At 61.2% G+C, this 11,900-nt stretch carries 11 protein-coding genes; 8 read left to right on the plus strand and 3 right to left on the minus strand.

Annotated elements, in window-relative coordinates; all coding sequences use genetic code 11:
• Nucleotides 1-123: 123 nt before the first annotated feature.
• The 3 genes from AF70_RS26565 to AF70_RS26575 are packed head-to-tail and all read right to left on the minus strand — an operon-like array spanning nucleotide 124 to nucleotide 5,073.
• Nucleotides 124-2,025, minus strand: a complete 1,902-nt coding sequence (locus tag AF70_RS26565; RefSeq protein ID WP_028938910.1) for an ATP-binding protein — start codon at nucleotides 2,023-2,025, stop codon at nucleotides 124-126.
• On the minus strand, nucleotides 2,022-2,954 hold the full coding sequence (locus AF70_RS26570; protein WP_028938911.1) for an ABC transporter substrate-binding protein: 933 nt from the start codon (nucleotides 2,952-2,954) through the stop codon (nucleotides 2,022-2,024). Before AF70_RS26570 ends, AF70_RS26565 begins: the two co-directional genes overlap by 4 nt.
• 1 nt (nucleotide 2,955) lies before the next feature.
• Nucleotides 2,956-5,073, minus strand: a complete 2,118-nt coding sequence (locus AF70_RS26575) for a TonB-dependent siderophore receptor (protein ID WP_028938912.1) — start codon at nucleotides 5,071-5,073, stop codon at nucleotides 2,956-2,958.
• Nucleotides 5,074-5,269: 196 nt separating this feature from the next.
• On the opposite strand from AF70_RS26575, the gene AF70_RS26580 reads away from it, so the two are divergent.
• The 8 genes from AF70_RS26580 to AF70_RS26615 all read left to right on the plus strand — a co-directional run bounded on the left by AF70_RS26580 (nucleotide 5,270) and on the right by AF70_RS26615 (nucleotide 11,896).
• Entirely contained in the window at nucleotides 5,270-6,292 is a 1,023-nt protein-coding gene (locus AF70_RS26580) for an NAD(P)H-dependent glycerol-3-phosphate dehydrogenase (RefSeq protein ID WP_018926281.1), read from the plus strand.
• A gap of 35 nt (nucleotides 6,293-6,327) precedes the next feature.
• Nucleotides 6,328-6,678 (plus strand): DUF4389 domain-containing protein, encoded by a 351-nt coding sequence (locus tag AF70_RS26585; protein WP_018926280.1) that lies wholly within the window; start codon nucleotides 6,328-6,330, stop codon nucleotides 6,676-6,678.
• Complete coding sequence (sixA, locus tag AF70_RS26590; protein WP_018926279.1) at nucleotides 6,675-7,127, plus strand: phosphohistidine phosphatase SixA; 453 nt, start codon at nucleotides 6,675-6,677, stop codon at nucleotides 7,125-7,127. Before AF70_RS26585 ends, sixA begins: the two co-directional genes overlap by 4 nt.
• A 100-nt stretch (nucleotides 7,128-7,227) precedes the next feature.
• Complete coding sequence (locus AF70_RS26595) at nucleotides 7,228-8,895, plus strand: AMP-binding protein (protein ID WP_028938913.1); 1,668 nt, start codon at nucleotides 7,228-7,230, stop codon at nucleotides 8,893-8,895.
• 32 nt (nucleotides 8,896-8,927) lie between these two features.
• On the plus strand, nucleotides 8,928-9,371 hold the full coding sequence (locus AF70_RS26600) for a hotdog fold thioesterase (RefSeq protein ID WP_019581216.1): 444 nt from the start codon (nucleotides 8,928-8,930) through the stop codon (nucleotides 9,369-9,371).
• Nucleotides 9,372-9,528: 157 nt separating this feature from the next.
• The gene (locus tag AF70_RS26605; protein WP_028938914.1) at nucleotides 9,529-10,335 is read left to right on the plus strand and encodes an alpha/beta fold hydrolase; all 807 of its coding nucleotides are present in this window, start codon (nucleotides 9,529-9,531) and stop codon (nucleotides 10,333-10,335) included.
• The gene (locus AF70_RS26610) at nucleotides 10,332-11,186 is read left to right on the plus strand and encodes an alpha/beta hydrolase (RefSeq protein ID WP_018926275.1); all 855 of its coding nucleotides are present in this window, start codon (nucleotides 10,332-10,334) and stop codon (nucleotides 11,184-11,186) included. Before AF70_RS26605 ends, AF70_RS26610 begins: the two co-directional genes overlap by 4 nt.
• Nucleotides 11,187-11,236: 50 nt before the next feature.
• Nucleotides 11,237-11,896: a glutathione S-transferase family protein gene (locus tag AF70_RS26615; RefSeq protein WP_028938915.1), complete on the plus strand. Its 660-nt coding sequence runs from the start codon at nucleotides 11,237-11,239 to the stop codon at nucleotides 11,894-11,896.
• The last annotated feature ends 4 nt before the right edge of the window (nucleotides 11,897-11,900 follow it).

Consider the following 11,900-nt stretch of genomic DNA (forward strand, 5'->3'; position numbering starts at 1 on the left):
GGACATGAATGTACACTTGTGCACTGAAATTATTATTCAAGCCCCTTTTAGGGCCTGTTCGGGTGCCTAAGACTGCCGCACTTTCGTCTTTCACGCCAGTCGCAGATCGTCGAAAGGCCTGCACTACTGCACCCAACGCTGCAGAATTTGCTGCAGATCAGTGCGTTTAAAGGGCTTGGCCAGGTAATCGTTCATTCCCGCGGACAAACAGGCTTCACGATCGCCCTGCAAGGCGTTGGCCGTCAGGGCGATGATCGGCACGTCAGCGCAGCCGGGCAGTTGGCGAATCTGTCGGGTGGCCTCGTAGCCGTCAATGACCGGCAGTCGGCAATCCATCAGAATCGCTTCGAAAATCAGGCTCTCGGCGCTGCGCACCGCTTGTGCGCCATCGGTGACAACGCTGACAGTAAAGCCCAGGCTGCGCAACATTGCTTCGACGACGGTGCGGTTGACCGGGTTGTCTTCCACCAGCAACACATTGCGACCTTCGCCGTGGCCATTGCCGGTATGTACTCGCGGCGTCAGCACCGGCAACGACTGCTTATACAGCGCCAAAGGAATTTCCAGGGTGAACACCGAGCCGACGCCTTCTTCGCTCTGAGCACGCAAGGTGCCGCCCATTCGTTCTGCCAGGGTGCGGGCAATCGGCAGCCCCAGCCCGGTGCCACCGTAACGTCTTGAAATAGAACTGTCGGCCTGCTGGAACGCGTTGAACATCAATTCCAGGCTTTCGGCCGGGATGCCGATCCCGCTGTCGCGCACGGTGCAGGTGAACCACAGCAATTCGTGATCCAGCGACTGCCACTGCGGTTCGATCGTGACGCGGCCCCGTTCGGTGAATTTCAGCGCATTGCCGACCAGGTTGACCAGTATCTGCCGGATCCGCGTCGGGTCGCCCTGAACCTGCAGGGCGCGCATGTCCTCGGGGATCTGCAGTTGCAGGTCAAGCCCGCGTTGCACTGCGCTGTGCTGGAACGACTGGGCGCAACTGGTGATCAGGTCCGCGAGGTTGAATGCAATGTGCTCCAGCTCCAGTTCCGAGCGTTCGATGCGCGAGAAGTCGAGAATGTCGTTGATCACTTTGAGCAGGTGTTCAGTCGATTCAGAAGCCAGCGCGGCGTACTCGATCTGTTCCTCGGTCATCGCGGTGGTTTCCAGCAGTTGCAGCATGCCCAGCACGCCATTCATCGGCGTGCGCAGCTCATGACTCATCATCGCCAGGAATTCGGATTTGGCGTTGTTGGCCTTTTCCGCTTCCTCGCGGGTCTGGATCAATTGCGCCATGGCCTGATGCTGTTCGCGGCTGGCTTGTTCAAGGCCCTGGGCAAGGTTGTTGATGTGTTGCGACAGGGCGCCCAGTTCGGTGTCATCGACAATCGGCAGGGGCGTTTTGTAGTCGCCTTTCTGGATCGCCTTGACCGCATTGCCGATGTCGTGGATCGGTTGCGACAGGCTGCTGGCCAGGCGCCGAGCCAGCAGAAAGGTAAACAGCAGGGCGAACAGGGCCAGGATCCCTGCCTTGAACAGGATTTCCTGTTGGCGCTGGTTGAAGGCGTCATTGGACAGACCGACGATCACCCGGCCCAGATAATCCTCTCCCGGCTTCGTGGGGGCGGTGCGGCTGTTCTGGAAGAAGTCATTGTTGAGCGCGATGCGTTGCAGCCGCACCGGTGCCTGGAACACTTCGACCTGGTGCGAGCGATTGTGGGTTTCCGACGGTTGTTCGACGTACACCAGAACCCGGTTGGTGCTGTCCTGAACCTCCAGAAAACGCACATTGGGCGTGGCCAGGGTGGCTTTGAGCAAACTCTCGAGCACGTCGTTATTACCCGAGATCACCCCGTATTCGGTGGCCGGCGCCAGTTGGTTGGCGATCAGTTGACCGGTGTGGTTGAGTTCCTGGCGCAGGTCCTGGATTCGCACGAAGGTGAAAAAACTGATCAGCAGCAACGTCAGCAGCAGCGCCGGGCCGAGGCTGATGATCTGGGTACGGGTATTGATGTCCCAACCGCTATGGAAGGTCATGGGCGATGTTCTCCTTCGGCCAGCTGTGTTGCGACAGAAGCTTCATTCATCGGTTCAATGCTTAATGAACGAGCCACTTGCGGGTTGCTCAAGACCTTGAAGTGCTGCGGATAAAGGGTGCGCGGCCAGGTGCTGGAGGGGCGGTCGAGCAGTTCGTCGAGAATCTTCAGCCAATCGCTCTGATCGCTGTAGGTGCTGGCGAGGCTGCCCGCCCTGACGAAGGCGGCATTGGGACCGATCAGCGGCAACTGCCGTGCGTAGCTGCTGAGCAGTAGGTTTTTCACGGTTTTGGGGTTGTACAGATCAGGATCATCCAGGCCCAGCAGCACATCGCTGTTTTTCAGCAGGGCCTGCAACGGGCGGCTGTCATTGGTGTTGTCCCAACGCTCGGTGACCACTTCAAGGCCCAGGGGCAGGGCAGCCTGATGCAGTTCCTTCAGCAGGAATTCGCTGTGGCTGTCGAAAAGCACGCCGACACGTCGAGCCTCGGGCAGGACGAGTCGGGTCAGGCGCAATTGTCGATCCAGCGGCGGATCGCTCCAGAGCAGGCTCAGGTGCGGTGGCGAAACATCGCCAAAGCGTTGGTGGGCTTGCAGACGGCTGATGCGCAGCACCAGCGTTGCCGGGCCTTGGGTGTCTTGCAGGCGCCAGTCGAGGCTTTGCAAGTCGAGCAGAATCAGGCGGGTGCCCGTGGGCAGTTGGCCGGGTGCCGGCAAGCTGGCGACCGGCTGGAAACGCACGCTGTCGGTGGGGCGCAACTCGCTCAGAGCCTGGACGAAAGACTGCACGCCAGGGCTGTCGTCGGCGCCGGTCAGCAGAATGTCGGCGGCCCGGGCCGGCAGATTGCACAGCAGCCCGGCAAACACCAGGCACAGCCCGGCCAGCAGGCGGCCAAGGGTTGGCGTCTTCCGTGGCAGGCAATACGGCATCTTAAAACTCCAGCTCCGCGCTGAAGTAGAGCACCCGGCGTTCGTCGTAGTTGTTGTCGACGAAAGTGGTGGGCTGATTGTCGAGGCGTTGCTGGAGGATCCCGGCCAGCTCCAGATTGGCCTTGCCCAGGCCGATGCGTTTGGCGATGCGGGTGTCGACCCGTTCGAAGCGGTAACCGTTGAGGGCGTCGGCACCATAGTAGAAGAGCGCACTGTTCCAGCCCTGGCCCCAGTTGCGCAGCCAACCGGCGGAGCCGCTGTTGCGCGCCGTTTGTTGTGCATCCAGCGGGTTGCTCGCCTCGGCATCGACATAGGCGTACGTCAGGCGCAGACGATCGGTGCTGCTGACGCGCCAGTCCAGTTGGGTTTCCGTCCCTGAGAATCGTGAGCTGTTCGAGTTGCTGGCAATGTACTGATTGTTGCGCAGCGGTTCGCTGATCATGCCGTTGATTTCGTCGTAGAACAGCTTTACATCGACCGTCAGCCCCCAGTCTGTGAAGTAGCCGTTGTAGCCCAATTCCCGGGAGCGCATGCGTTCCTGTTCGAGGTCACCCGGGCCACGGGTCCTGACGAAATAGCGGACGCTGGTCTGGCCATAGGCACTGGGTTGCAGGTTGGTCACCTGGTAACTCCAGTTGACGCTGTTCTCGAACATGTCCGGCGAGCGGACGGCTTCTGAATACACCGCGCGCAAACCGTGACGCGGAGTGATCAGATAGTTGACCGCCACCCGCGGGGTCAGCGAACTGCCGGTCAATTGTGTGTCTTCGAACATCGCCCCGCCTTGCAGCAACCAGTGCTCGGTGGCGCGCCACTCGAGTTGGCCGAACGCCCGCCAGGTGGTGTCGTCGAGCGTGCCATTGAAGTAGGTCTCGGAATCGGCCCGGTCGTAACGATAGTTCATGCCGCTGACCAGCCGCAGCGTGTCGGACAGGCTGAGGGTGTCTTGCAGTTCGAGGTCGTAGCGCGACTCTCGGGCACTCTGGTCGATGTCGCCGCACAGCGTTTTGTTCGCGCCGTTTCGCCATTGCGCCAGAACCTGATTGGCCAAGTCTTGTTCTGCCGCTGTACCGGGGGGCGCGCCGGTGAAACGAGCGATGTTGCGCGCCAGGCGTTCGGTGTAATTGGGATTGAGCTGCCAAAGTTGGGTCAGCTCCGGGCTGAACGAGATCTCGGCATCGCAGGCACGCCAAGTCTGCTGACGATCCCAGTGTTGCGCCGAGCCTTGAATATAAAGGCTGTGATCAGGGTTGATGTCCAGGTTCCAGCGCAGCGAGCCCGCGTAGTCCTTGGCGATGACGTCGGAATTGTTCCCAGCGGCGGTAATCCCTGAGAACACCGGGCGGTAGGTATAGGGGCGCTGGTTGCTCCCGTCCTTGGCGTTCAGTTGCCAGTCGATGCTCTGGTTTTCATTGAGTGTCTGGCTGACGGCCAGGCTGAAGCGGTTCAAGCGACGGCTGTCGCGGTAATCGGCGCCGGTGCGGTCCGAGTCGAAGCCATCGTCTTGTTGCCCGGACAACGACAGGCGCAAGTCGCCGCTGTCCCAGCCCATGCCCTGGCTGGCGTAGAAATCGTTGATGCCGCGTTGGCCTCGGGTGATTTTCAGCCGCGTGCCGTGGCTGTCGGCCGGTTTGCGGGTGATGATATTGACCACCGCCATCAGCGCGTTGGCGCCGTAGCTGACGGTGTTCGGCCCACGGAAAACCTCGATGCGCTCGATGTCTTCCATGGCCACCGGAATATCACTCCAGTCCACCGTGGCCAGGCCCGCGCGGTACACCGAGCGGCCGTCGATCAGCACTTGCATGCGCCGCGCTTCGCTGGCGTTGGTGCCGTGGTAGTTCACCGCCGCCTGGTTGCCGCTGATATTGCCGACCATCATCCCCGGCACCAGCCGCAGCAACTCGCTGATGTCCCGCGCGCCGCTGGCGTTGATCAGTTCGCTGTCGATCACCGTCATGCTGCCCGGCACGGCCGCCGGCGACTGCTTCAGGCGCGTCGCGGTGAGCACTTGCGGCAACGGATCGTTGTCCAGGAACAGGTCGTCGGCCAGCAATGGCGAGCTGAACATCAGCGCCAGCACCAGTGGCGAGCGAGGAGAGGGAGAGCCAAAAGACACGGCACGGCCTTGATAGCGATTAATTGGCGCGCATGTTAACCGAGCGCAATGACTTTTCCAGTCACGTTGTGGGCATTTTCCTCGGTTTTCTTGGTCTTCTTCCTACAAGTGCCGGTAATTGATGTCGGGGCTGGCCGCCACTGGGCCGCTCCGTATAATGCGGGCATCGCCACTGGTATGGATTAACGGATTGCATATGACTGAACAGCGCCCAATTGCGGTCCTGGGAGGCGGAAGTTTTGGTACCGCCGTGGCTAATCTGCTGGCCGAGAACGGGCATCAGGTGCGGCTGTGGATGCGTGACCCCGAGCAGGCCGAGGCCATTCGGGTCAATCGCGAGAACCCGCGTTACCTCAAAGGCATCAAGATTCTTCCGGCGGTGGAGGCAGTCACAGACCTGCAAGCCACGCTGGAAGCCTGCGACCTGTGCTTCGTCGCGTTGCCCTCCAGCGCGCTGCGCTCGGTGCTGGCGCCTTACGCTCAGCTTCTGAGCGGCAAAATGCTGGTGAGCCTGACCAAAGGCATCGAAGCCCATACGTTCAAGCTGATGAGCCAGATTCTTGAAGACATCGCCCCGCAAGCGCGCATCGGCGTGCTGTCGGGACCGAACCTGGCCCGTGAAATCGCCGAACACGCGCTGACCGCCACGGTGGTCGCCAGCGAAGACGAAGACCTTTGCCAGCAGGTCCAGGCCGCGCTGCATGGCCGGACCTTTCGTGTATACGCCAGCGCCGACCGCTTTGGCGTGGAGCTGGGCGGGGCGCTGAAAAACGTTTACGCCATCATCGCCGGCATGGCAGTGGCGTTGGGCATGGGCGAAAACACCAAGAGCATGCTGATTACCCGGGCGCTGGCGGAAATGACCCGCTTCGCGGTCAGTCAGGGTGCCAACCCGATGACGTTCCTGGGGCTGGCGGGCGTCGGCGATTTGATCGTCACCTGCTCATCGCCGAAAAGCCGCAACTACCAGGTCGGGTTTGCCCTTGGCCAGGGCTTGAGCCTGGAGGACGCGGTGACGCGTCTGGGCGAAGTGGCCGAAGGCGTGAATACCCTCAAGGTGCTCAAGGCCAAGGCTCAGGAAGTAGGCGTGTACATGCCGCTGGTCGCCGGATTGCACGCGATTCTGTTCGAAGGGCGCACGCTTGATCAGGTGATTGGGTTGTTGATGCGTGGCGAACCGAAAACCGACGTGGACTTTATTTCCCCCAGTGGTTTCTAAGCATTTAACCGATACGAGCAGGGAGCGAGACAGACATGAACGATCCGAAAGTAGAAGAAGGCAAGTACGAATCCATCCTGCTGCGGGTGCTGTGGATGATTGTCTATGTGCTGGTCTGGCAAGTGGCGCAATTGATCCTCGGCGCGGTGGTGCTGGTGCAGCTGATCTATCGTTTGATATATGGCGCACCGAGCGCCAGCCTGATGAATTTCGGCGACAGCCTGAGCCAGTTTCTGGCGCAGATCGGTCGTTTCGGCAGCTTTCACAGCGACCAGAAGCCCTGGCCGTTCGCCGACTGGCCAGCGCCGCGTACACCGGAAGGTGAAGCCCCGCACGTTGTGGCGCCGGCGCCGCATCCGGCCCGAGATGAGGAACCGAAACTATGAAACTCTGGGTATTGCGTCATGGTGAAGCCGAACCTCACGGTACCCGCCCGGACTCCGAGCGGGCCCTGACCGATAAGGGGCGCAAAGAGGTGAAGCGCATCGCGGCGAAATTGAAGGGCAAACACCTGACTGCCATTTATGCCAGCCCTTACCTGCGAGCACAGGAGACCGCAATGCTGGTGCGTAAGGAACTGGGTTTTGCACCGGAGATTCGCACCGTCGAATGGCTGACGCCCGACAATAATCCGCAAGCGGTGGCGGAGCAGTTGGTTTCCGTGGATCACGCGCTGCTGGTCAGCCACAACCCGCTGGTCGGTAACCTGCTGGGCTATTTGCAGCATGGTCACGTGCAAGACCCTGAGAGAGTCGGCACCGCCGGGCTGGCGGAGCTTGAGGGCGACGAGCTGCTGGTTGGGGCGATGAAGCTCAACGGCATCAAAACCCCATAACCGGCTCCCACAGAACGCTGATTTTTGTGTGAAATAGTCAACCAAGCACTTGCTTGGTTGACTACGCTTGCTCCAGACCAGAAATATGGGAGCAAGTCGCATGTCTGCTGCTTTTCGTTTGCCACTGGACGTCTTCTACGAGCGCGAAGCCCGTCATCCGCGCCAGCGCTTTCTGGTCCAGCCGACAGGGGGTGGCCAGGTTGAGACGCTGACCTGGGCCGACGTCGGTCATCAGGCGCGTTGTGCCGCCCACTGGCTGCGGGCTCGCGAATTGCCGCAAGGCAGCCACATCGCATTGATCTCGAAAAACTGTGCCCACTGGATCATCGCCGACCTGGCGATCTGGATGGCCGGGCATGTCTCGGTGCCGCTGTACCCCAATCTGACCGCCGATTCCGTGGCCCAGGTGCTCGATCATTCTGAAGCTACACTGGCGTTCATCGGCAAGCTGGATGACTGGCCGGGCATGTCCGTCGGGATTAGGCCTGACCTGCCGACCATCAGCCTGCCGCTGTGCCCGGTGGGCACTTTCGATTTCAGCTGGGCCGACCTGCAACGCAGCTCACCGATTCAGGACGACCCCAAACCCGCCGCCGATCAACTGGCAACCATCATTTACACCTCTGGCACCACGGGCCAGCCCAAAGGCGTGATGCACAGTTTCGGCACGCTGGGATTTGCCACCACCCATGGCACCCGGTTGTTTGGCCTGAATGAGTCGGATCGCCTGCTGTCCTACCTGCCGCTGTGCCATGTCGCCGAGCGGATGTTCGTCGAGCTGGCAGCGATCTACACCGGGCAAACGGTGTTTTTCGCCGAGAGCCTCGACACCTTCCTCACCGATTTGCAGCGTGCCCGACCGACCGCGCTGTTCGGCGTGCCACGCATCTGGACCAAATTCCAGATGGGCGTGTACGGCAAGATCCCGGCAAAACGCCTCGACTTCCTGCTCGGCCTGCCTTTCATCGGCAAACGGGTAGGGCACAAAGTCCTCGCCGGGCTGGGGCTGGACGCTTTGCGCATCGCCTTGTCCGGCGCGGCGCCAGTGCCGCAGACCTTGTTGCATTGGTACCAAAAACTGGGGCTGGACGTGCTGGAGGTGTACGGCATGACCGAAAGCTGCGGTTACTCCCACATCGGCCTGCCCGGTCAAAACAACCCCGGCTGGATCGGCAAGCCCTGCCCGGAGGTCGAGGTGCGCATCGAGCCGTCCGGCGAAGTGCTGGTGCGCAGTGGCGCGACCATGCTCGGCTATTTCAAGGAGCCTTTGAAAACCGCCGAAACCCTCACCGAGGACGGCTTCCTGCGCACCGGTGACAAGGGCGAGGAAGACGCAGAGGGCAACCTGCGCCTGACCGGGCGCCTGAAGGAAATCTTCAAGACCAGCAAAGGCAAATACGTGGCCCCGGCGCCAATCGAGAATCGTCTGGCGGTGCATTCGCGGATCGAACAAGTGTGCGTGGTCGGCGATGGTTTGAGCGCGCCACTGGGGTTGTGCGTGTTGTCGGCGGTCGGTCAGCAGGACGCCAGCGGGACGGCGAGGGCGGGTTTGCATTCAAGCCTGGAACAACTGCTGGAGGAGGTCAACGGCGTCCTCGACAGGCATGAACGCTTGTATCGGCTGGTGGTGGTCAAGGACAGTTGGGCGGTGGAAAACGGCTTCCTGACACCGACCCTGAAGATCAAGCGCAACATGATCGAAGCGGCTTACGGTGCGCGCTTCGAAGAATGGAGCGCGCGCAGCGAGGCGGTGCTGTGGCAGGATTGAGTCACGAACAACACCAACAAAGGAACGCAACGATGACTCTGTGGCGCACCACTCCCAACATCGAGCAGTTGAACGCTATCCAGAAAAACACCATCGGCGAAGTGCTGGATATTCGCTTCGAAGCCTTCGATGACGAGTCGCTGACCGCGAGCATGGTCATCGACCACCGTACGCACCAGCCTTATGGCTTGCTGCACGGCGGCGCTTCGGTGGTGCTGGCCGAAACCGTTGGCTCGATGGCCAGTTTCCTGTGCATCGACGCCAGCAAGTTTTATTGCGTGGGCCTGGAAATCAACGCCAACCATTTGCGCGGTCTGCGCAGCGGGCGGGTGACGGCGGTGGCCAAGGCGATTCACATCGGGCGCACCACCCATGTCTGGGATATTCGCTTGACCAGTGATGAGGGCAAGGCCAGTTGTGTGTCGCGGCTGACCATGGCGGTGGTGCCGTTGGGGGAGAAACCGCCGGCGCGATGAGTTTCGGCATGGTCTGTGTAGCAAGGCGAGGGGGCATTCTTGCTCCCCCGCCATAGCCCTGACCCGACTGTCATCATTCCTGTCAGTTACGGTCATTGCTGTAGGACGCCGTCTTACGGACAATCAACGTCTGTTTTTCGCACATGGATCCGTCGGTATGCCGCAACAGATATTTTTCGCCCACGCCAATGGCTTCCCTTCGGGGACCTACAGCAAGTTGTTCGCGGCGCTGGCGCCCGAGTACCAGGTGGCGCATCTGGAGCAGCACGCCCATGACCCGCGTTTTCCGGCGGACGACAACTGGAACAATCTGGTGGATGAGCTGATTCATCACCTCCAGCAGCAGCCGGAGCCGGTCTGGGGCGTCGGCCACTCTTTCGGCGGCGTGCTGCACCTGCACGCCGCGTTGCGCTGCCCTGAGCTGTATCGCGGCGTGGTCATGCTCGATTCACCGGTGCTGACCCGCACCGATCAATGGGTGATCCGTGCCGCCAAACGCTTTGGTTTCATCGATCGCCTGACCCCGGCCGGTCGCACGTTGGGACGACGGGAAGAGTTCGCCGATCTGGAAGCGGCCCGCCTGTATTTCGCCGGTAAAACCCTGTTTCGTGGCTTCGACCCGGAATGCTTCGAAGCCTATCTTCAACATGGTTTGCAAAAGGTCGGCGACAAGCTGCGCCTGCGTTTCGACCCGGCCACGGAAATCAGCATCTACCGCGGCGTACCGCACACCAGCCCTGGCCGCGCGCGACAGTTGAAAGTGCCGCTGGCAGTAGTTCGCGGGCACAAGAGCCGCGTGGTGATGCGTCATCACGCCCGATCCGTCGGGCGCATGCCGCTGGGCGAGTCCTTGACCCTGCCCGGTGGCCACATGTTTCCCCTCGAACGTCCACAAGACACGGCCACGCTGCTGAAGAATCTGTTCAGTCGCTGGGACAGTCGCCGCCAACAGGATTGCGCATGAGCAGCGTTGTTGAAGAAGTTCGCCTGAGCCTGCCGCATATCGAGTTGGCGGCGCACCTGTTCGGTCCCGAGGACGGTTTGCCGGTGATTGCCTTGCACGGCTGGCTGGACAACGCCAACAGCTTTGCCCGGTTGGCGCCGAAGCTCAACGGCTTGCGCATCATCGCGCTGGACATGGCCGGGCACGGTCACTCGGGGCATCGGCCGAACGGCGCCGGTTACGCGCTGTGGGACTACGCCCACGACGTGTTGCAAGTGGCCGAGCAGTTGGGATGGAAACGTTTTGCGCTGCTGGGGCATTCCCTGGGGGCAATTGTCTCGCTGGTGCTGGCTGGCTCGTTGCCGGAGCGGGTGACTCACCTGGCGTTGATCGACGGCATCATTCCTCCTACGGACAAAGGCGAAAACGCCGCCGAGCGCATGGGCATGGCCCTGCAAGCGCAGCTGGACCTGCGGGAAAAACGAAAACCGGTCTACAACACCCTCGACCGGGCCATCGAAGCGCGCATGAAAGGCTTGGTGGCGGTCAGTCGCGAAGCTGCTGAACTGCTGGCCCAGCGCGGCTTGATGCCGGTGCCGGGCGGTTATACCTGGCGCACCGACAGCCGCCTGACGCTGCCGTCGCCGCTGCGTCTGACCACTGAGCAGGCAATGGCTTTCGTCCAGCGCGTCAGTTGTCCTGCACACCTGGTGGTCGCGGCTGACGGCATGCTCGCCAAACATCCCGAGTTGCTGGAGCGTCTACCCTTTAGCCATGAACAGTTGCCTGGCGGCCATCACTTGCACCTCAATGACGAACCCGGTGCCGGTCTTGTCGCAGACTGTTTCAATCGGTTCTTCGCCGTTCCTTGACTTGCGTCGGGCAACTGTCGAGGCTGGGCGGGTTGAAATGGGAGACAACCATGATAGATCTGTACACAGCTGCGACCCCGAATGGCCACAAGGTCTCTATCGTGCTCGAGGAGCTCGGCCTGCCCTACACGGTGCATGCCTTGAGTTTCGACAAAAAGGAACAGAAGTCCGAGGAGTTCCTCAAGATCAACCCCAATGGCCGGATTCCGGCGATTGTCGACCGCGCCAATGGCGATTTCGCCGTGTTCGAGTCCGGCGCGATTCTGATTTACCTCGCCGAGATGACCGGCAAACTGCTGCCCCAGGATCCGAAAGGGCGCTCGGTGGTGTTGCAGTGGCTGATGTTTCAGATGGGCGGCATCGGCCCGATGCAGGGCCAGGCCAACGTGTTTTTCCGCTACTTCCCGGAAAAGCTCCAGGGCGCCATCGATCGCTATCAACATGAAACCCGACGCTTGTATGAAGTGCTCGACACGCGTCTGCAAGCCGTGGAGTTTCTGGCGGGCGAGTACAGCATTGCCGATATCGCGACCTTTCCGTGGGTCCGTGGTCATGACTGGTCCGGTGTCTCGGTGGACGGCTTGCCGGCCTTGCAGCGCTGGCTGGCCGCCCTCGAGGCGCGCCCTGCGGTGCAGCGCGGTTTGCGGGTGCCGGAGCGCATCGATGATGCCAGTGTCATCAAGGGTGCCCAGGCCATGTTGATCCGATGAGCCT

It is taken from the genome of Pseudomonas sp. KD5 (assembly GCF_012932895.1).
GTDB lineage: Bacteria > Pseudomonadota > Gammaproteobacteria > Pseudomonadales > Pseudomonadaceae > Aquipseudomonas.